This is a genomic window from Actinoallomurus sp. CA-142502 (assembly GCF_050936355.1).
GTDB lineage: Bacteria > Actinomycetota > Actinomycetes > Streptosporangiales > Streptosporangiaceae > Actinoallomurus > Actinoallomurus iriomotensis.
Genome location: NZ_JBNJMY010000001.1, coordinates 3487201 through 3506193 on the forward strand (window position 1 = coordinate 3487201; position 18993 = coordinate 3506193).

Below are 18993 nucleotides of genomic sequence, written 5' to 3' on the forward strand. Positions count from 1 at the left end.
ACACCACGGCGTTCGCGGGCGGTTTCCTCAGGAGCGGAACGCGGGAGAGTCCCACGCGGCCGGGTCCTCGGTCAGGGCGTGCACGCTCGGCGGCAGCTCGCCCGAAGCGACGTCGGCCAGGCTCACCTGTTCGAGGATGAAGCGCTCACTCGCGCGCAGCGCGATCCACACGAGCTGCAACGCCTTGGCGGGCCCCTCGTAGCCGAGATGCTCGGGCCGCTCACCGCGTACGCCGACGAGCGGCCCGTCGATGGCCCGGATGACATCGGCCAGGAAGATCTCGCTCGCCGGGCGCGCCAGCCAGTAACCCCCCCTCGGGACCGCGCTGGCTGCGGACCAGGCCGGCCCGGCGCAGCTGGCTGAGGATGTTCTCGAGGAACTTCGGTGGTATCTGCTGAGCCTCGGCGAGCTGGACCGCCGTGACGGGACGATCGCCGCCGACGGCCAGCTCGGCTGTTGCGCGAAGCGCATAATCGACCCGGGCGGACAGTCTCATAATCCGATTATCCCGCCTCGGATGAGGTGATCGGGCCACCCGCCTCCGTTTCTTCGCCGACCAGTCCGATCACCTCGGCCGCCGCGCGCGCGTTCGCGCGGGTCGCACCGTAGGTCGCGACGTACGCGGACGACTCCGGGCGCCACACCGGCAGGCCCATCTCCACCACCACGGCGTCGGCGCGGGCCGCCGTCAGCGCGGACACCAGCGTGCGGTGCCCGGCGTAGCGGTGCGCGTCCCGTACGACGATGACGAGCGGGCGCCCCGTGGCGCGGGCCAGCAGCTCGCCCGGGTCGGCGGACTCGGCGTCGACCGGCACGGTGTCCGGCACCCAGGGCGAGAACCCCCACGGCACCGGGCCGACCGCGATGTTGGACGGCGCCTGCAGCTCCAGCACCAGCGGGCTCGCCGACACCGAGGGAGAGCCGGTGACCCGTACCGCCCGGCGCGCCGCCTCCAGCCCGACGGAACGGTCCACCTCGGCCGTGCGCGGCACGGCGAGCCAGGCCCGCAGGGCCGCGACGCGCTCCACTGACCGTTCGAGGCGCTCGCCGGACAGCCGCCCCTCGCGTACCGCCTCCATGATCCGCTCGCGGATCGCCTGCACGCTGTCCTCGAACTCCTTGGAGCCGAGGCAGAGCAGGTCCGCCCCCGCCTCGATGGCGCGCACCGCCGCCTCCGGGATGCCCATCGCGCCGCTGGCCGCCCGCATGTCCAGGGCGTCGGTCACGACGACGCCCTGGTACCCGAGCGTGCCGCGCAGCAGCCCGTCGATCGCGGCGAAGGAGAACGTGGCCGGCGCCGCCCCGGTGAGCGCCGGCACCCGGATGTGCGCCGTCATGACCGACTGGACGCCGGCCTCGATCGCCGCGCGGAACGGCACCATCTCGCGGCGTTCGAGCAGCGGCAGGTCCGCGTCCACCGTCGGGATCTCCAGGTGGGAGTCCTGCGAGGTCGCGCCGTGGCCGGGGAAGTGCTTGGCGCACGCCGCGATCCCGGCCTCCTGCAGACCCGAGACGGCCGCGGTGATGTGCCGCGCGACCAGCTCCGGATCCGACCCGAACGCGCGGGTGCCGATGACGGGGTTGTCGTCGGCGGTGTTGACGTCCGCGGACGGGGCGAAGTCGAAGTTCACGCCCGCGCCGCGCAGCTCCGCCCCGAGTGAACGGTGCACCCGCCGCGTGACGGCGGGGTCGTCGAGGGCGCCGAGCGCGGCACTGCCCGGGTACGGGCTGCCCGTCTCGTGCGCGAGGCGGGTCACGTCGCCGCCCTCCTCGTCGATCGTCACCAGCGGGTCGGCCACCTGCCGCATCCGCGCGGTGAGCGCGGCCAGGTCGCCCGCTCCCGGCACGTTGCCGTTGATGGCGAACAGGGTGACGCCGCTCACGCCCCGCTCAAGTCCCTCCAAGACCCAGCGGGGCGCGGCGGCGCCGGGGAACGGCACGAGCAGAGTGGCGTTGACGAGCCTCTCCAGAGACAGGTCGCTCATCGGTCGCTCACCGTTCCTCTTTCCATTGGGCGGCTTCGTACGATCATTGATCGCTCTCTCTCGATACGTGCCCTCGCCGTCGTGGCGCGGTCATCCCTTCACCGCCCCGGCGACCAGGCCGGACACCATGCGGCGCTGGACGATGAGGAAGAACGCGATGACCGGCAGGGTGAGCAGCGTGGACGCGGCCATGATCGGGCCCCAGTCGTTGCCGGACCGGCCGAAGAAGAACTGCAACATGATCGGCAAGGTGGCCTTGTCCTGGTCCTTCATGAACGTGTACGCGAAGATCAGTTCGTTCCACGCCGTGATGAAGGAGAAGATGCTGGTCGCGACGAGGCCGGGCGCGACGAGCGGCAGCAGGATCCGGAAGAAGGTACGCACCGGGCCGGCGCCGTCGATGGCGGCGGCGTCCTCCAGTTCCTTGGGCACCGCCGCGACGAACCCGCGCAGCATCCATGTGCCGAACGGCAGCGCGAAGCCGATGTACACCGCGGTCAGACCGATCAGGCTGTTGAGCAGGTCCAGCTGCTTGAGGTTGATGAACAGCGGGATGACCAGCGCCTCGCACGGCACCATCTGGACCACGAGCAGCAGGATCAGGAACGTCGTCCGGAACCGGAAGCGGAACCGGGCGACCGCCGTCGCGGCCAGCAGCGCGAGCAGCCCGGACACCAGCACCGTCCCGACCGCCACCACCAGGCTGTTGACGAAGTAGTGCCAGAACGACACGCCGGCGATACCGCCGTTGAGGACGAAGTCGAAATGGCGCAGCGTCGGATGGAACGGCACCGGGTGCGGGGTGGAGCTGAAGATCTCCTGGTTCGGCTTGAACGCCGTGGAGACCATCCAGAACACCGGGAAGGCCGAGACGACGAACACCGCGACACCGGCGGTGTTCAGCGCGATCCGCCGGAGCCTGCGCGGCCTCATCGGACCCCCTCCTGACGCACGATCATCCGGGTGTAGAAGGCGGTGACGATCAGCACGAGCACCGTGAGGACCATGGCGATCGCCGAGCCCAGGCCGTACTTGGCGTTCAGCGAGCCGAACGCCTCCGAGTAGCCGTACAGCGAGAGGTTGAACGAGTCGCTGTTGGCGAGCCCGGACAGGACGAACAGCTGGGTGAACACCCGGAAGTCCCAGATCACCGACATGGTCAGCAGCACGCCGAAGACCGGCCGCAGCAGCGGGAAGGTGATCTTCCAGAAGGTGTTCCAGGCACTCGACCCGTCCACTCTGGCCGCCTCGTACAGCTCGCCGGGCACCGTCCGCAGCCCGGCCAGCACCGAGACGGCGACGAACGGGAAGGACATCCACACCACGCAGATGGTCAGCACGGTGTAGTCCGGCAGCGGGGAGGAGAACCAGTTGTAGTTCTGCCAGCCGCCGCCGACGAGCCAGTCCGGCAGCAGGTCGAGGAACCATCCGACCAGGCCTCCGGTGGTGCCGAACAGCCAGGCGAAGATGACCGCCGCGGTGACCGGGGGCGTCGCCCAGGCGACGAGCACGCCGCCGGCGACGAACGCGGACATCCGCCGGCCGAGGCGGTTCAGCAGCAGGCCCACGAGCGTGCCGACGACCAGCGTGGCGGCGACGGCGACGACCGCGAACAGGAGCGTGTGCCGGAGCGCCGTCCAGAACTCGTCGTCGCCGAGGATCTGGCGGTAGTTGTCGAGGCCGACGTTCTCCGCGGGTTCGCCGCGCAGCTGGCGCAGCCCGACCTTCTGGAACGACATCCGGGCGATCTGCACCACCGGCCAGATCAGCAGCACGGCGATCGTGACGAGCGCGGGCAGGATGAGCAGGTACGGCCCGAGGCGCGGGCGGCGGCGTGCGGGCCGTGCCGGGCCGGACGAGGTCCGGCCCGGCGGGCGCCGCACCGCCTGGACGGTGTCGAGCATGCGGACCCCTTACTGGTTGAGCAGGGTCCCGGCCTGCTCGTCGGCCTTCTTCAGCTCATCGTCGGCCGACTTGCCCTGCATGATGGCCTTGACCGCGTTCGGCAGCACCTTCTTGGCGCCCTCGTAGTCGGCCCAGCCCTTGCTCGTGGGGGTGAACTTCACGCCGGAGGCCGCGGCCTGCGCGAACGGGCCCATGATCGGGTCGCTCTGGTACGCGCCGCTCTGCAGGATGTCGGTGAACTGCGGCAGGAACTTCAGGGTGTCGGCGAACGCCTTGGAGTTCTTCTTGCTGTCCAGCGTGGTCAGGTAGTCGAACGCGACGTCCTTGTACTTGCTGTCCTTCCAGACGGCCAGGTCCGAGCCGCCGGAGAACACCGGGGCGAGGCCGCCGGTCTTGCCGGGGATCGGGAAGACCCCCCAGTTCTTCTGGTCCTTCTTGATCTTCTCCAGCTGGGGGAGCGCCCAGCTGCCGTCCATGTACATGCCGACCTTGCCGAGGGCGAAGTCCTGCTGCGGGCCCTGCAGCTCGTTCTTGCCGACGTACTTGTCCGGCGCCACCTTGTCCTTGGTGACGAGGCCGGCGTAGAACTCGACGGCCTCCTTGGCCTGCGGCTGCTCCAGGGTGCCGACCCACTTGTCGCCCTGCTTGGTGGCGACGTCACCGCCGTTGGCCCACACGAAGCTGAGGATGCCGTTGGTGAAGTCGCTCGGCGCGGCGATGCCGGGCACATGCTTCTTGTCCTGGATCGTCTTTGCCGCGGTGACGAGGTCCGCCCAGGTCTTCGGCGGCTGGATGCCCAGCTTGGTGAACCAGTCCTTGTGGTACCAGACGGCGCGCACGCCGCCGTACCACGGCGCGGCGTAGATCTTGCCGTCGAGCTGGTCGTTGGCGAGGGCGCCCTTGCTGAGGGTCTTGCCCTCGGCCCAGGAGTTCATCTTGCCGGTGATGTCGGCGAAGGCGCCCTGCTCGGCCCAGGACTGAACGTCGGTGTTGCCGACCTCGGTCACGTCCGGGCCCGAACCGCCGGCGATCGCGGTCTGGAACTTCTGCGTGGCCTGCGGCCAGGGGATGTACTGCACCTGCACCGCGGTCTTCGGGTGCTTCTGGTGGAACTCCGCCGCGACGCCGTCCAGGAACTTGGTCTGCTCGGGACTGCCGTCGCCCATCTGCCAGACGACGATCTTGGCAGGGTCCGCACCCTTGGCGTTGTCGTCGGCCTTCTTCTTGCCGCCGCAGCCGGTCACGGCCACGGCGAGCGCGACGGCCGCCGCGGCGGCTCTGGTGTACCTCACAATGGAACTCCCTTCGGTACCGCCCGACCGTGGTATTCATGCGTCATGTCGTACGCACGGTCGCGGGGGCGCCTGCCTACAGTCGGGGCTGCGGGTCTGCCGGATTATGGGGAAGGGGACTGCGTGGACTACTGTGGCCTAAACTAACAGGAAAGTTTCCTAATCAAGAAGAGCCGTTAGCGGATCGAGATGGAAGGTGGCCGGAGATGGCGAGTCGCCCGGGGACGCCAAGACTCCTGCGCGAACTGAATGACCGATCCGCGCTGGATCTCCTGGTGAGCTCGGGGCCCCTCACGCGTACCCAGATCGGGGAGCGTACGGGGCTGTCGAAGGTGACCGCGTCCCAGCTGCTGTCCCGGCTCGAAGAACGCGGCCTGGTCTCCGTCGTGGGCGAGCAGGCCGGGGGCCGTGGCCCCAACGCCGCGCTGTACGCGGTCGTCCCCTCCAGTGCGTACGTGGCCGGCCTCGACGTCGGCCCGCGTGGCGTCACTGCGGGCATCGCCGACATCACCGGACACATCGCCGCCGAGATCACCGTCGAACCGGGTGATGACGCCGTCTCGCTGGTGCACAACGCCGTCGTCAAGGCGTGCCGCACCGCGAAGGTGCCGCTCGCCAAACTGCACGCCCTCGTCATCGGCACACCGGGCGTCGTCGACCCGCGCACCGGCGACGTGGAGTTCATCTACGACCTGCCGCACTGGCACGCGGGCGTCCTGGAGGCCCTCCGCCGCGACCTGCGCCTGCCCGTCATGATCGAGAACGACGTCAACCTGGGCGCCCTCGCGGAGAAGGAGAGCGGCGCCGCGCGAGACGTGGACGACTTCGCCGTCCTGTGGGCCGACCGCGGCCTGGGCCTCGCGGTCGTCCTCGGCGGACGCCTGCACCGGGGCTTCTCCGGCGGCGCCGGCGAGATCGGCTACCTGCCGGTCCCGGGCGCGGCCCTGCCGGAGAAGGACACCGAGTCGGTCACCTGGGGGATGCCGGCCCTCGCCGGCGGCCTGGGCGCGCTCGCCGGCGCGGACGCCGTACGGGAGCTGGCGAGGGAACACGGCTTCGACGAACCGACCGCCACCGAGTGCGTACGCGCCGCGGCCTCGGCCGGCGCGTCGGGCGGCCCCTTCCTGGACGCTCTGGCGACGCGGCTGGCGTACGGGGTGGCGTCGGTGACGATCGTGCTGGACCCGGAGCTGATCCTGATCTCGGGCGAACTGGGCCGCGCCGGCGGAGAACGCCTGGTCGGCCGGATCCAGGACGCGGTCGGCCGCATCTGCCCGACCAACCCGCGGGTGGCCCTGAGCCAGGTCGAGGGCAACCCGGTCCTGAAGGGCGCCATCCTGGCCGCGCTGGACCGGGCCCGCGACGAAGTGTTCTCCAGCAGCGAGTGATTCTCGCCTCGGGAGAGGGTGACCTGCGGCACGGTCGGCGGTAGGTCGCCTCTTGTGACGGAGGGCGTTGATAGGTTCTCCGGGCGTCCGAATGTCGCGTTTGGGAGGCCGCCCGTGGTGAACGTCCAGCCGCTCAGCGACGGGGATCCCCGTCGGCTGGGGGACTACGACGTGACCGGTCGGCTGGGCGAAGGCGGGCAGGGCGTCGTCTATCTGGGCCGTGACGCGGCCGGTCAGGTCGCCATCAAGCTGCTCCACGGCCAGCTGATCGAGGACGAGCAGGCCCGTGCCCGCTTCGTACGCGAGGTGGAGGTGACCAAGCGGGTCGCCCGCTTCTGCACCGCACAGGTTCTGTCCGCCGGGATGGCCGAGGACCGCCCGTACATCGTCAGTGAGTACGTGCCCGGTCCGTCGTTGCAACGCCTGGTTCGCGACGAGGGCCCGCGCCGGGGGTCGGCGCTGGACCGGCTGGCGGTCAACACCGCCACCGCCCTGGCCGCGATCCACCAGGCGGGTGTCGTCCACCGCGACTTCAAGCCGGGCAACGTGCTCATGGGCCCGGACGGCCCGGTCGTGATCGACTTCGGCATCGCCCGGGCCCTGGACGCCGGCGGCAGCATGGCGGGCGCGGTCAGCCAGGTCGTCGGAACCCCGGCCTTCATGGCGCCGGAACAGCTCGCCGATGGCACGATCGGCGCGCCCACGGACATGTTCGCGTGGGCCGTCACGATGGTGTACGCGGCGACCGGAGCCCCCGCCTTCGGCCATCGCTCCATTCCGCAGGTGATCAACCGGATCCTGCACTCGGAGCCGGATCTCGGTGCGCTGGACGGCCGCCTCCGCCCCGTCGTGGCGGCGTGCCTGTCCAAGGAGCCGTCCCGCCGCCCCACGGCCCGTCAGCTGATGGACGAGTTGATGGGCCACAACGTCCTTCCGGCCCAGGCGCCCGGCGACCCCGCACCTGGTGCCCCGGGGGCGCCCCGACCGGGCGCTTCGCAGGCGGCGGCGATCGCGGGGGCCGAACGGCTGCCCGCGGCCGGCTCACCGTCCTGGAACGACAGGTCCGGCCCTCCGCGGCCCGGCAGCGCCATGGGGCTCCCCGCCGAGGGCCCCGCGTCGTTCGGCGGCCCCGCGTCGTCGGGTGGTCCCGCGTCCGGTGGCCCCACGTCGCTGGGCGGCTCGGCGTCCGGTGGGCCTGGGCGGCCCGGTGGTCCCGCGTCGTTCGGTGGTTCCGCGTCGCTGGGCGGCTCGGCGTCCGGTGGGCCTGGGCGGCCCGGTGGTCCCGCGTCGTTCGGTGGTTCCGCGTCCGGTGGCCCCACGTCGCTGGGCGGCTCGGCGTCCGGTGGGCCTGCGTCGTTCGGTGGTCCCGCGTCGTTGGGCGGTCCCGCGTCCGGCGGGAACGACAGGTCCGGCCCTCCACAGCCCGGCAGCACCATGCGGCTCCCCGCCTCGGGCCCCACGTCGTTCGACGGCCCCACCTCGTTCGGCGGTCCCGCGTCCGGCGGTCCCGGACCGTTCGGCGGGCCGGGGCGGCCCGGTGGTCCCGCGGTGTCCGGCGGACCACCTGGCCCCCCCGGATCCTCCGGCTTGCCGGACCGGCCGCCCTCGCGCAAGGGCCGTACCGGCCTGATCATCGGTTCGGTGGCGGCAGGGCTCGTCCTGGTCTGCGGGATCGGCGCGCTGGCCATGAACGGTTCAGGCGACGACCAGAAGAACGCCGCCCCGCCAACGGTCTCTCAGACCCCGCGCGCTCCGGTGAAAAAGCACACGCCGTCCCCGTCCCGCCGGCCTTCCCGTACGCCGTCTCGGCACCCGGCGACCAAGAAGCCGGTCCGCGCCAACCCGTACACGCCTCAACGCCTGTGCGGCAACGGCTATCGCGTCATCGAGACCCACGGGCTCGCCACGGCCCGCGCCTATTTGCTCTACAACGCGAAGGCCGGGGCCAACTGCGTGGTCACCATGGTGCCGCGGTCGTCGGGAAAGGTGTTCTTGACCGCCTCCCTCGCGGTGAAGGGCGGAGACCGCGCGAGCAGATCGGGCTCCTTCCCGTTCTACGCGGGCCCGATCCGCCTGCCGGCACGAGGCAAGTGCGTGATATGGGGCGGCGCGTCGAAGACCGCCAAGTGGACCAGCGGCTGGAGCCACTGCGGTAATTGACTACTCCCCGCCCTGTAAAACGGGGATTCCAGTCCTCGCGGGCTGGGGTTCCTGCTTCAGCGGCGACTGCGCCCGAGGGGACCTCGGGTGTCTGACGTCACCTCCACAGGCCGACACGGCAAGACCTGCCGCCAGGATGTTCTTCGCCGCGTTGATGTCCCTGTCATGCAGGGTGCGACACGACGGGCAACACCAAGCCCGCGTGGAGAGGCTCAGCTCGGTGAGCAGATGTCCGCACGTCGAGCAGGTTTTGGAGCTGGGGTACCAACGGTCGATCACGATCAGATGGCGACCGTAGCGGGCGGCTTTGTATCCGAGCTGGCGGCGGAACTCGCCCCACGCACAGTCGGAGATGGCTTTGGCGAGCCCCCGGTTACGGACCATGCCCTTGACGTTCAGGTCTTCGATCACGATCACGTCGTGGTCGCGGACCAGGCGGGCGCTGGTTTTGTGCAGGAAGTCCGCGCGGGACGCGGCGACCTTGCGGTGAGCGCGGGCCACCTTCGCCCTCGCCTTCGCGCGGTTGTTCGACCCGTATCGCTTGCGTGCCATGCGCCGCTGGTAGCGGGTCAGGTTACGTTCTCGTTTGGCTGGGCGCCGAGCATTGGCGATCTTCTCGCCGTCGGAGGTGACCGCGAAGTCCTTGATACCGAGGTCCACGCCGACCACCGCACCGGTGGCCGGTGCCTGTCCAGGGTCTGGGGCTTCGATGGCGAGGGAGACGTACCAGCGTCCGCACGGCTCACGCGAGACCGTCACCGACGTCGGCTCGACCGAGGCAGGATCGACCTCCGGCCAGGACCACACGACCTCCAGCGGTGTGTCCATCATCTTGGCCAGATACAGGCGGCCTTCTCGCCAGCGGAACGCCGAGCGGGTGAAGGTTGCCGACTGCTTGCGCTGCCGGGCACAGCCAGTCGGGTTTGCCGGTCGCGCTCGCCTCCTCACTCACTCCACGGACGGCTCGTCCCTCACCGGCCGCTCCGCTCGCTCGTCGGCTCGCCGCTCCGGTCAGGTCGGCGAGCTGGCCGAGCCGATGGTTGATGCCCGCCTTCTGGTCGGGCACCCGCGGAACGGCGGCGAGGGCGGACGCCGGACCGGCGGTGCCGGACGGGACGGCCGACGGAACCTGCTGCCAGCGCGCCGCCCAGTAACCGAGGGCCTGGCCGAGCTCGGCCAGCCGCGGCCCGTCCTCGTGGTCCAGCAGGGCGTGGACCGCGTGACCGGTGCGGATCACTCCGTGGGTGGCACCGGCCGCGATGCCGGGCAACAGCCGCGGCCACCACGTTTCCAGCACCGTGCGCCGGGGCCGCTCGGTCACCTCACGTTCGAAGAACGCCAGCCAGTCACCGAGACGATGAGGATCTCCCAGCGCCGCACGCCAGCCGTCGGCGGTGACGGGCGAGGCACCGCGCGGCAACTCGTCCAGCCGGCGCACGTACCGGTCCAGCCGGCGGTGGACCTGGCGTGCGTGTCCACGTCTGACCATCGACTCCACCGCCATCGGACCGTGGTTGGAGAGCCGGCCTTCGAACTCCGGGCCGGTCCGGTGCAACCGTTCGTACGCCTCGTCGAGCGTGCCGTCGATGTTCATACGGCCTGACGCTAATCACGCGCCGAACCGCGACCATCGACTCAGGGAACGGAATTCCTTCCTCCATCGCGCCTAGGGCTCGCCGCCGAGCTGATCGACTGCACCGTCACTTACTTCGCCGGACCATCCGATGGTCGACCGTGATTCGGCACCCGCCCCAACGTAATGGCGCGTCGCGCATTTCGTTTCATTTGTGGTCCTGTTCGTCACATGCGTGCTATCGCGCAGCCGGTGTGAACCCAGGTGAGCCCCAGGCGGGCGATGCGCTGACCGATGAGCACCGGACCGCGGCACAGCGGGCACCGCCCGCCCCGGCGGGCCTTCCTGGCCCTGTTCGCGGTGATCACCCGGCCGCCCGAGGGAGAACGGGTGCATGCCGGTGGACCTTCCGTGACCGAAGGCCGGCGCCTAAGTCGACTGGACCGCGTCCTGGACATTCATGTATCGAATTCGCGGAGACCGCCATCGCATTTCCCCTTTCCTCGATGAAGGAAAAATATCGCGACGGCAACGCCGTTTCGAGATGTGAATGGCCGCCTGTGGATAACGCCATGCGGGGCAACGGCGTCGGGTCAGGCGCGCAGGCGGAGGCCCCGGGGAGTCGGGTGGAAGCCGGCCGCCTCCAGCGCCGTCGCCAGCGGGGAGTCGTTGATCGACTCGCCGTCCGCGCGTTCGACGGTCAGGCGTCCCAGGGCGCCCTCACGGACCGCCAGGGCCAGGGCGTCGACGGCCGGTTGCAGGTCGGTCTCCTCCCAGGACAGCAGGGTCTTGCCGCCGCGTTCGACGTACAGCACCAGGCTGCCCTCCACCATGACCACCAGGGCGCCCGCCTTGCGGCCCGGTTTGTGGCCACTGGCGGCTTCGCCCGGGCGTTCGGGCCAGGGCAGGGCGGCGCCGTACGGGTTCGCCGGGTCGGTGGCGGCGAGGACGAGAGCGCGGGCCTGGGCGTCGTCCGGGCGCTGGGTGGCGCGCAGCCGGTCGACCGCGCCGGGCAGGGCGAACTGGGCCGCGCCCAGGCCCTCGACGAAGTAGCCCCGGCGGCACCGGCCCGTCTCCTCGAACGCGCGCAGCACGGGGTACACCGCGGCGAAGCCGCCCGGCGTGCGTTCGGCCATCACGGCGCCGCGGATGACGATGCCGTAGCGGTCGAGCAGGGTCTCGGCCAGCGCGTGGCCGCGGCGCGTGGTGTCGGCGGAGCGCTCCGGCAGCAGCCACCAGCGGCCCGCGACCGTCGGCGGGCCCGTGCGGGACGGCATGGCGGGACGGCGCCGGCGGGTGCGCGGCCGGTGCGTCGTGCGGCTCGAACCCAGGCGTGCCCGCAGCGGGGCCAGCGTGTCGTTGGTCAGGTGTCCCGCCCACACCAGGTCCCACAGGGCCGTGACGAGATCGGCGTCGTTCAGCGAGCCGACCCGGTCGGACAGCGTGCGGAAGAACACCGCGCCGCCGTCACCGAGGGAGTCCAGGACCTTTTCGTGCAGCGGCGTCAGCGTGATGTCGGCGGGCTCGGGCATGAGGAGCGGGGCGGTGTCGGCGAGATACAGCGACACCCACCCGTCACCGCCCGGCAGCCCGCCCTGACCGGCCCAGACGACCTCGCCGGACGCGGTCAGCTCGTCCAGCAGAGCGGGGGAGTAGTCCGGCACCCGGGTCGGCAGCACCAGTGACTCCAGCGCCGACGCCGGCACCGCCGCGCCCTGCAACTGCTCGACGGCCTGCACGAGCGCGTCGAGACCACGCAGCCGCGACGACCGTATGCCGTGCCAGGCCGGCAGGAACCGTGCCAGCGCGTCGTGCGGCGACGGCTCGACCTCGGCCCGCAGGCGCGCCAGCGACCGGCGGCGCAGCAGCCGCAGCACCCCCGTGTCGCACCATTCCGTGCCCCGCGCGCCCGGTGTGAACTCGCCCTCCGACACCCGGTCGGCCAGCCGGTGCAGCCCTCCGGTCACCACCGCCACGCCCAGCCCGAAGCGCGCGGCCACGTCACCCGCGTGGAACGGCCCGTGCGTGCGGGCATGGCGGCTCAGCAGGTCCGCCAGCGGATCGGCGACCGGCTCCAGGAACGCCTCCGGGACGCCGACCGGCAACGGCACGCCGAGGGCGTCGCGCAGCCGCCCGGCGTCCTCGATCGCCGCCCACCGCTCCTCACCGGCGATCCGCACCCGGATCGCCCGATGTGACGCCTCCAGCTCGGCCGGCCACTGGGGAGCGGCTCCCCGCGCGGTCAGCTCCGGCGTCGTCAGCGGCCCCAGCTCGCGGAGCAGGTCTGCGGCGCCCTCGACGTCGCGGGCGTGCCGCGACGACGGCAGCCGCTGCAGCTCGCGCGAGACCTCGGCGACCACCTCGGGATCGAGCAGCTCGCGGAGGTTCGCCTGGCCGAGCAGCTCGGCGAGCAGTGTCGAGTCGAGCGCCAGCGCCTGGGCCCGCCGCTCGGCGAGCGGCGCGTCGCCCTCGTACATGAACGCGCCGACGTAGCTGAACAGCAGCGACCGGGCGTACGGCGAGGGCACCGGCGTCTCCACCTCGACCAGGCGCGCCTTGCGCCCGGCCAGGTCGCGCATCAGCGTGACCAGCCCGGGCACGTCGAAGACGTCCTGCAGGCACTCGCGCACGGTCTCCAGCACGATCGGGAACGAGGCGTACTTGCTGGCCACCGACAACAGCTGCGCCGCCCGCTGCCGTTGCTGCCACAGCGGCATCCGCTTGCCCGGGCGGTGCCGCGGCAGCAGCAGCGCCCGCGCCGCGCACTCGCGGAACCGCGACGCGAACAGCGCCGACCCGCCCAGCTCGTCGGTGACGATCTGCTCGATCTCGTCCGGGTCGAAGACCGCGAGGTCACCGGCCGGCGGGGTCACGGCCTCGCCCGTGTCGGGGATGCGCAGCACGATGCCGTCGTCGGAGTGCGCGGCCTGCGCGTCCACGCCGTACCGCTCACGCAGCCGCGACGCCATCGCCAGCGCCCACGGCGCGTGGACCAGCGCCCCGTACGGGGAGTGCACCACGACCCGCCAGTCGCCGAGCTCGTCGCGGAACCGCTCGACCACCAGCGTGCGGTCGTCGGGAAGGTAACCGGTCGCCTCACGCTGCTCGGCGAGGTAGGCGAGGAGGTTGTCGGCGGCCCACTCGTCCAGGCCCGCGGCGCGCACGCGCTCGCGCGCCCGCTCCGGCGGCAGCGCCGACAGCTCGCGGCTGAACGCCCCCAGGGCGCGGCCCAGCTCGGCGGGCCGTCCCGGCGCGTCGCCGTGCCAGAACGGCAGCTTGCCCGGCCGCCCCGGAGCGGGGGAGACGAGCACCCGGTCGGGCGTGATGTCCTCGATGCGCCAGGAGCTGGCGCCGAGCACGAACACGTCGCCGACCCGCGACTCGTACACCATCTCCTCGTCCAGCTCACCGACCCGTGAGGATTTCTCTCCCACCAGGAAGACGCCGAACAGGCCCCGGTCGGGGATCGTGCCGCCGCTGGTCACCGCGAGCCGCTGGGCCCCGGGACGCCCTCGCAGGACCCCGGAGACGCGGTCCCACACCAGCCGTGGCCGCAGCTCACCGAACTCGTCGCTGGGGTAGCGCCCGGCGAGCATGTCGAGCGTCGCCTCCAGCACCGAGCGCGGCAGCGTCGCGAACGGCGCCGCGCGGCGTACGAGCGTCTCCAGCTCGTCGACCGGCCATTCGTCCATGCCGGCCATCGCCACGATCTGCTGGGCGAGCACGTCGAGGGGGTTGCGGGGATAGCGCAGCTCCTCGATGCGGCCCTCGCGCATCCGCTCGGCCACGACCGCGGTCTGCACCAGGTCGCCCCGGTACTTCGGGAAGATCACGCCGCGCGACACCGCGCCGACCTGGTGCCCGGCACGGCCGATGCGCTGCAGCCCGCCCGCGACCGACGGCGGCGACTCGACCTGCACGACGAGGTCGACCGCGCCCATGTCGATGCCCAGCTCGAGGCTGGAGGTCGCGACCACGCCGGGCAGCCGTCCCGCCTTGAGCGCCTCCTCGATGCCGGCCCGCTCCTCCTTCGAGACCGACCCGTGGTGCGCGCGCACGACGTCGGCGGGCGCGCCCCGCGAGGCCCCGGCCTGCGCCATCATCTCGGCGGGCACGTCCTCCTCGGGAAGCCCCTCCTCGGCGCGCTCGCGCGACAGCTCGTTGAGGCGCCCGCTCAGCCGCTCGGCCAGCCGCCGGGAGTTGGCGAAGACGATGGTCGAGCGGTGTGACTCGACGAGGTCGAGCACGCGCGCCTCGACGTGCGGCCAGATCGACGCGCGGTTGGGCTCCCCGGCCGCCGCCCCGGACAGGTCGTCGACCGGCTGGCCCAGCTCCGTCATGTCCTCCAGCGGCACGACGATCTCCAGCTCGACCTCTTTCTCGTGCGGCGGCTGGACCACCGTGGCGGGCCGCGGGCCGCCGAGGAACGTCGCGACCTCCTCCACCGGGCGTACGGTCGCCGAGAGCCCGATGCGCTGGGCCGGCCGCTCCAGCAGGGCGTCGAGCCGCTCCAGGGAGAGGGCGAGGTGGGCGCCGCGCTTGGTGCCCGCGACGGCGTGCACCTCGTCGACGATCACGGTCTCGACGCCGCGCAGCGCCTCGCGCGCCTGCGAGGTCAGCATGAGGAACAGCGACTCGGGCGTCGTGATCAGGATGTCGGACGGCTTGGCGGCGAACCGGCGGCGTTCGTCCGCCGGGGTGTCGCCGGAGCGTACGGACACGCGCACGTCGGGCTCGGGCAGGCCCAGCCGCTGGGAGGTCTGCCGCAGCCCGGTCAGCGGCGCCCGCAGGTTGCGCTCGATGTCGACGGCCAGCGCCTTGAGCGGCGAGACGTACAGCACCCGGCAGCGGCGCTTCGGGTCCTCGGGCGGCGGCGTCGTGGCGAGCCGGTCGAGCGACCAGAAGAACGCCGCGAGCGTCTTGCCCGAACCGGTCGGCGCCACGACGAGCGTGTTGTCGCCCTGCGCGATCGCCTCCCACGCGCCCTCCTGCGCCGCCGTGGGCGCGGCGAAGGCCCCGGTGAACCAGGCGCGCGCGGCGTCGGAGAAGCGGTCGAGCGGTGTCATGCTGCCATGATGCCTCCCGGCACTGACAGGATCGGCCGCCCGATAGCGTTGGAGGGTGCGTCTAACCGTGTTCTGGGACCGGATGAACCAGCAGTTCGGCGAGATTTACGCCGAGAGCGTGGCCAAGGACTACGTCATGGCGGAGCTCGGCGGCCGCACGATCGAGCAGGCGCTGGCCGACGGCGTCGGCGCCAAGGAGGTCTGGCAGGCCGTCTGCGCCACGTTCGACGTGCCCCAGAAGCTGCGGTGAGCGTCGACCGGATGCTCGCCGAGGCGCGCGCCGGGCTGACGCGGCTGAAGCCGCACGAGGCCGCCCAGGCCGTACGCGCCGGGGCGCTCCTCGTCGACACGCGGCCCGAATACCAGCGGCGCGCCGACGGCGACATCCCCGGCGCCATCGTCATCGAGCGCAACCACCTCGAGTGGCGGCTCGATCCGCGCAGCGACGCCCGGATCCCCGAGGCCGCGCACGAGCGGATCCGCTGGATCGTGATCTGCGACGAGGGCTACTCCTCCTCGTTCGCCGCCGCGTCGCTGCGGGCGATCGGGCTGCCCCACGCCACCGATGTCGTGGGCGGGTTCCAGGAGTGGCGCGCGGCCGGCCTGCCGGTGACGTCCGGCGCCGTACGGCCCCGGCTCGCGTCGTACGACCTCAGATGACGGCGATCGCGGTGATCAGCCCGACCGTCGCCTGCGTGGCGCCGAGCAGGATCGCGGAGGGCTCGAGCTTCTCCTCGGCCATCAGGCCCGCGACGTCCACGCCCAGCAGGTAGCGGACGATCACCGACGCGACCAGCTGCGCCGCGATGCCCACGAGACCCCACACCAGGGTCGCGATCAGCCCTTCGAGCAGCTTCCCGCCGGACGCGAAGATCGATGCGGCCACCACCAGGCCCACGGCCGACACATCGCAGACGGCCAGCAGCGTCGCGTTGGCGTTCCGGTTCGTCCGGATGATCGTGGTCAGCCGGCCCGGCGTCGCCAGGTCGACCGCGAGGAACCCGATGATCAGCAGCACCAGTCCGAGTGCCGTGTACGCGGCGATCGCGCCGGCGCCCTTGCCCAGAGCCGTGCCGAAGCCGTCCGAGAACGCCAGATACATGTCGGTCTCCCTGTGAGGACTCAGTCGTCGATGCGGTGCGGTACGAAGGATGAGGTGTCGTCGGTGATGAGACCGGACGTCTCACGGATGCCGAGGCCCGCCGACTCGTCGCCCACGACCCAGGCGCCCAGAACGGGATGCTCGCCGTCGAAGTCGGGCAGCGGGCACAGCTCCTGATAGACGAAGCCCTCCGCGCCGTACTCTCCGGCGGTCGTCGTCTGCACGCCCTCCGCCGTCACGATGCTCATGCTGGCGCCCTCGCGGCCCAGCAGCGGCTTGCGGACGTAGGACGTCAGCGTGCTCGGCGTGCCCAGGAAGGCCGGCAGGAGGTTCGGATGGCCCGGGTACAGCTCCCAGAGCACGACCAGAAGCGCCTTGTTCGACAGGAGCATCTTCCAGATCGGCTCGATCCACGCCGCCCGCGGGACATGCCGGCCGAACGGCTCGGCGACGATCCACTCCCACGGGTAGAGCTTGCAGACCGTACGGATCTCCGCCTCGTCCAGGTCGACGAAACGCTCCTTGAGGGAGTGCCAGCCGACGTCCTCCATGGCGATCGCGGCCGCTCGGACACCGGCCTGCTCGGCCGTCTCCTGCAGGTACGCCACGGTCATGAGCTCTTCGCCGGTCTCGTCCTCGGTCGTCCAGGCGAAGTGCACGGGGGAGGGCGGGGCGATCTGCCGCCACCGGTCGATGAGCCGCTCGTGGACGGAGTTCCACTGGTCGTCGTCGGGATGGACGTCCTGCAGCCAGTACCACTGGATGATCGAGCTCTCCACGAGCGCGGTCGGGGTGTCGGCGTTGTACTCCAGCAGCTTCGCCGGGCCCTCGCCGTCGTACCGGAGGTCGAACCGCCCGTACAGGTGCGGGTCGCGCCGGCGCCACGACTCCTCGATCAGCGGGCGCACCCAGGGCGGGATGCCGAACACGTCGTACCGGCCGGTGCTCACGACGTGCTCGACCGCGGCCAGGCACATCTGGTGGAGCTCCTCGACCACCGACTCCAGCGCGAGGACCTCGTCCATGGCGAAGACGTAGTGCACGGACTCGTCCCAGTACGGGCGGGTCAGATGCTCCGGGTGGGAGGTGCGGTGGTACGCGAGGCCCTGCGACTCGATGATCCGAGCCCAGTCCGCACGCGGGTCGGAGAACTCGCGTCGCACGCTCAGCCTCCGTGAGAGCCGGCGTGGCCGCCGAAGCCGCCGCGTGAGATCACCCGGCCGCCGCGCGAGGTGATCTTGTTGCCACGCGGGCGGACTGTGCTGCCGTGCGAGATGTATCCGCCGTGGTAGCGGCCGCCGTAGTACCAGTAGTAGCGGCCGTACGAGCCCCCGTTGTCGCAGTAGTAGTCGGGGACGACGCGGTGGGAGCCGCCGCGGGAGTTCCAGCCGTCCACACAGCTCGCCTCCGTGTTCGACGAGCAGGCGACGAGGGTCAGCGACAGGACGCTCAGGGCGCTCAGCTGTACGGCGCCGGAACGCATGCGCCGACCGGCCTCTTTGGGGGGCATTGCCGACGACCCTCCGAATTCGGGTTTGGTGCCCGGTAAGTGTAGAGGTGGGACGATCGATCGACAGGATCGGTTCAACGAATGGGAAAGCTCAGATAAAGGTCGGCCGGTTCCGCTCCCGCGGGAAGGTCGCTCACCTGTCCGTCGCCGGTCTCCACCACGCGCCAGGTGCCGTCCGCGCGTCGTGCCAGGTCGGTGGTGATGAACCGGCAGCCCAGCGAGCGCACGCAGGGCGCGATCGTCTCCGTGAGCGGACGCGGGCGCACCTCCGGAGTGTCCGGATGAGGTCCGGCCAGCACCGGCTCACCGTCGACCCACCAGACCCGCGCCTCGCCGCCTTCGTACGTCTCGAACTCGCGGACCACGATGCCGCCGGCCAGGGAGTCGCCCTGGAGCTCGACCAGGCGTGAGACGACCGCGTGCAGCCGGTCGACGTCGGTGACGTCGGGTACGAAGCACGCCTCGTCCCATTCGTGCTTGCGCGACTTCACGTAGTCCTTGACGATCGCCGGACCCTTGGAGAGCGGGCGTACGAGCTGGGCCAGGCGGTCCTTGCCCGGAGGCGTGCCGGGACGCGTCGGCAGCCACACGCTCGTGGGGGTGACACCGGCGAACGTGTCGTACCAGCCCGGCAGTTCATGTGCCTTCTGGTAGCCGTCCGGCGGCACCGCCATCGTGACCCCGCGCGCGCCGAGCACCGAGGCCAGCGCGGTGTACTGCACGGACGTCATCATCCATCCGCGGTACCAGACCGTGCCGAGGTCGCGGGGGACACGGTGTACGGCCATGGCCGCGTCGCCCTGCTGGAGGGCGTCATGGTCGATGAGCGCGACGGACCCGCCGAGCGCGCGCACGGACTCGGCCTCCCGCGCGAAGTGTTCGTCGACTCGCCGGGGGTTGAGCGGGTCGGCGCACATGAGAATGGTCACCGGCATGATCCTGCGCCTCAGCGTAAGCCAAGTTGACCGGTCTTTCTGAGTGTCCGACCATGATCGAACACGTGTTCGGCTAG

The 18993-nt window shown here is 71.5% G+C and carries 15 protein-coding genes and 1 pseudogene; 4 read left to right on the forward strand and 12 right to left on the reverse strand.

Features of this window, described 5'->3' with window-relative positions:
* Nucleotides 1–27 precede the first annotated feature (27 nt).
* The 5 genes and pseudogenes from ACQEV1_RS16950 to ACQEV1_RS16970 all read right to left on the reverse strand — a co-directional run bounded on the left by ACQEV1_RS16950 (nucleotide 28) and on the right by ACQEV1_RS16970 (nucleotide 5182).
* Nucleotides 28–496, reverse strand: a pseudogene (locus ACQEV1_RS16950) (RrF2 family transcriptional regulator).
* Nucleotides 497–503: 7 nt separating this feature from the next.
* Entirely contained in the window at nucleotides 504–1985 is a 1482-nt protein-coding gene (locus ACQEV1_RS16955; RefSeq protein WP_433394664.1) for a glycoside hydrolase family 3 protein, read from the reverse strand.
* 90 nt (nucleotides 1986–2075) lie between these two features.
* Nucleotides 2076–2918 carry a carbohydrate ABC transporter permease gene (locus tag ACQEV1_RS16960; protein WP_285617504.1) on the reverse strand — a complete coding sequence of 281 codons (843 nt, stop codon included), beginning with the start codon at nucleotides 2916–2918 and terminating at the stop codon, nucleotides 2076–2078.
* Nucleotides 2915–3889, reverse strand: coding sequence for a carbohydrate ABC transporter permease (locus ACQEV1_RS16965; RefSeq protein WP_285617501.1), 975 nt, complete (start codon nucleotides 3887–3889; stop codon nucleotides 2915–2917). The genes ACQEV1_RS16960 and ACQEV1_RS16965 overlap by 4 nt, the downstream gene beginning before the upstream one ends.
* A 9-nt stretch (nucleotides 3890–3898) precedes the next feature.
* Nucleotides 3899–5182, reverse strand: a complete 1284-nt coding sequence (locus tag ACQEV1_RS16970) for an extracellular solute-binding protein (protein ID WP_285617500.1) — start codon at nucleotides 5180–5182, stop codon at nucleotides 3899–3901.
* Between the two features lie 206 nt (nucleotides 5183–5388).
* On the opposite strand from ACQEV1_RS16970, the gene ACQEV1_RS16975 reads away from it, so the two are divergent.
* Nucleotides 5389–6570, forward strand: a complete 1182-nt coding sequence (locus ACQEV1_RS16975) for an ROK family transcriptional regulator (protein WP_285617499.1) — start codon at nucleotides 5389–5391, stop codon at nucleotides 6568–6570.
* A gap of 114 nt (nucleotides 6571–6684) precedes the next feature.
* Complete coding sequence (locus ACQEV1_RS16980; protein ID WP_433394665.1) at nucleotides 6685–8730, forward strand: serine/threonine protein kinase; 2046 nt, start codon at nucleotides 6685–6687, stop codon at nucleotides 8728–8730.
* On the opposite strand, the gene ACQEV1_RS16985 is transcribed toward ACQEV1_RS16980, so the two are convergent.
* The 3 genes from ACQEV1_RS16985 to ACQEV1_RS16995 form a co-directional block, all read right to left on the reverse strand.
* Nucleotides 8731–9558 carry an RNA-guided endonuclease InsQ/TnpB family protein gene (locus ACQEV1_RS16985; protein WP_433394666.1) on the reverse strand — a complete coding sequence of 276 codons (828 nt, stop codon included), beginning with the start codon at nucleotides 9556–9558 and terminating at the stop codon, nucleotides 8731–8733.
* Nucleotides 9473–10324, reverse strand: coding sequence for a questin oxidase family protein (locus tag ACQEV1_RS16990; protein WP_433394667.1), 852 nt, complete (start codon nucleotides 10322–10324; stop codon nucleotides 9473–9475). The genes ACQEV1_RS16985 and ACQEV1_RS16990 overlap by 86 nt, the downstream gene beginning before the upstream one ends.
* 572 nt (nucleotides 10325–10896) lie before the next feature.
* The gene (locus ACQEV1_RS16995; protein WP_433394668.1) at nucleotides 10897–15369 is read right to left on the reverse strand and encodes an ATP-dependent helicase; all 4473 of its coding nucleotides are present in this window, start codon (nucleotides 15367–15369) and stop codon (nucleotides 10897–10899) included.
* 55 nt (nucleotides 15370–15424) lie between these two features.
* Between ACQEV1_RS16995 and ACQEV1_RS17000 the strand changes: the two genes are divergently transcribed.
* Together ACQEV1_RS17000 and ACQEV1_RS17005 are read left to right on the forward strand one after the other, a co-directional pair.
* Complete coding sequence (locus ACQEV1_RS17000; protein ID WP_285580751.1) at nucleotides 15425–15619, forward strand: DUF3046 domain-containing protein; 195 nt, start codon at nucleotides 15425–15427, stop codon at nucleotides 15617–15619.
* Nucleotides 15616–16029 (forward strand): rhodanese-like domain-containing protein, encoded by a 414-nt coding sequence (locus ACQEV1_RS17005; protein ID WP_433394669.1) that lies wholly within the window; start codon nucleotides 15616–15618, stop codon nucleotides 16027–16029. The genes ACQEV1_RS17000 and ACQEV1_RS17005 overlap by 4 nt, the downstream gene beginning before the upstream one ends.
* Here ACQEV1_RS17005 and ACQEV1_RS17010 read toward each other — a convergent pair.
* The 4 genes from ACQEV1_RS17010 to ACQEV1_RS17025 form a co-directional block, all read right to left on the reverse strand.
* On the reverse strand, nucleotides 16022–16471 hold the full coding sequence (locus ACQEV1_RS17010; protein WP_433394670.1) for a DUF350 domain-containing protein: 450 nt from the start codon (nucleotides 16469–16471) through the stop codon (nucleotides 16022–16024). The two genes, ACQEV1_RS17005 and ACQEV1_RS17010, sit on opposite strands and share 8 nt — an antisense overlap.
* A 20-nt stretch (nucleotides 16472–16491) precedes the next feature.
* Nucleotides 16492–17634: a glutathionylspermidine synthase family protein gene (locus ACQEV1_RS17015; RefSeq protein WP_285617487.1), complete on the reverse strand. Its 1143-nt coding sequence runs from the start codon at nucleotides 17632–17634 to the stop codon at nucleotides 16492–16494.
* A 2-nt stretch (nucleotides 17635–17636) separates the two neighbouring features.
* Nucleotides 17637–17981, reverse strand: a complete 345-nt coding sequence (locus ACQEV1_RS17020) for a hypothetical protein (RefSeq protein WP_285617486.1) — start codon at nucleotides 17979–17981, stop codon at nucleotides 17637–17639.
* A 74-nt stretch (nucleotides 17982–18055) separates the two neighbouring features.
* A complete protein-coding gene (locus ACQEV1_RS17025) occupies nucleotides 18056–18916 on the reverse strand; it encodes an ATP-grasp domain-containing protein (protein WP_433394671.1) in 861 nt (286 codons plus the stop codon).
* Between the last annotated feature and the right edge of the window lie 77 nt (nucleotides 18917–18993).

Bases quoted from the DNA above. Each gene is read 5' to 3' on its own strand.
- ACQEV1_RS16955 (WP_433394664.1), bottom strand. From the start codon at position 1,985: ATGAGCGACCTGTCTCTGGAGAGGCTCGTCAACGCCACTCTGCTCGTG.
- ACQEV1_RS16985 (WP_433394666.1), bottom strand. From the start codon at position 9,558: ATGGACACACCGCTGGAGGTCGTGTGGTCCTGGCCGGAGGTCGATCCT.
- ACQEV1_RS16975 (WP_285617499.1), top strand. From the start codon at position 5,389: ATGGCGAGTCGCCCGGGGACGCCAAGACTCCTGCGCGAACTGAATGAC.
- ACQEV1_RS16990 (WP_433394667.1), bottom strand. From the start codon at position 10,324: ATGAACATCGACGGCACGCTCGACGAGGCGTACGAACGGTTGCACCGG.
- ACQEV1_RS16995 (WP_433394668.1), bottom strand. From the start codon at position 15,369: ATGACACCGCTCGACCGCTTCTCCGACGCCGCGCGCGCCTGGTTCACC.
- ACQEV1_RS17025 (WP_433394671.1), bottom strand. From the start codon at position 18,916: ATGCCGGTGACCATTCTCATGTGCGCCGACCCGCTCAACCCCCGGCGA.
- ACQEV1_RS17010 (WP_433394670.1), bottom strand. From the start codon at position 16,471: ATGTATCTGGCGTTCTCGGACGGCTTCGGCACGGCTCTGGGCAAGGGC.
- ACQEV1_RS17020 (WP_285617486.1), bottom strand. From the start codon at position 17,981: ATGCCCCCCAAAGAGGCCGGTCGGCGCATGCGTTCCGGCGCCGTACAG.
- ACQEV1_RS16960 (WP_285617504.1), bottom strand. From the start codon at position 2,918: ATGAGGCCGCGCAGGCTCCGGCGGATCGCGCTGAACACCGCCGGTGTC.
- ACQEV1_RS16965 (WP_285617501.1), bottom strand. From the start codon at position 3,889: ATGCTCGACACCGTCCAGGCGGTGCGGCGCCCGCCGGGCCGGACCTCG.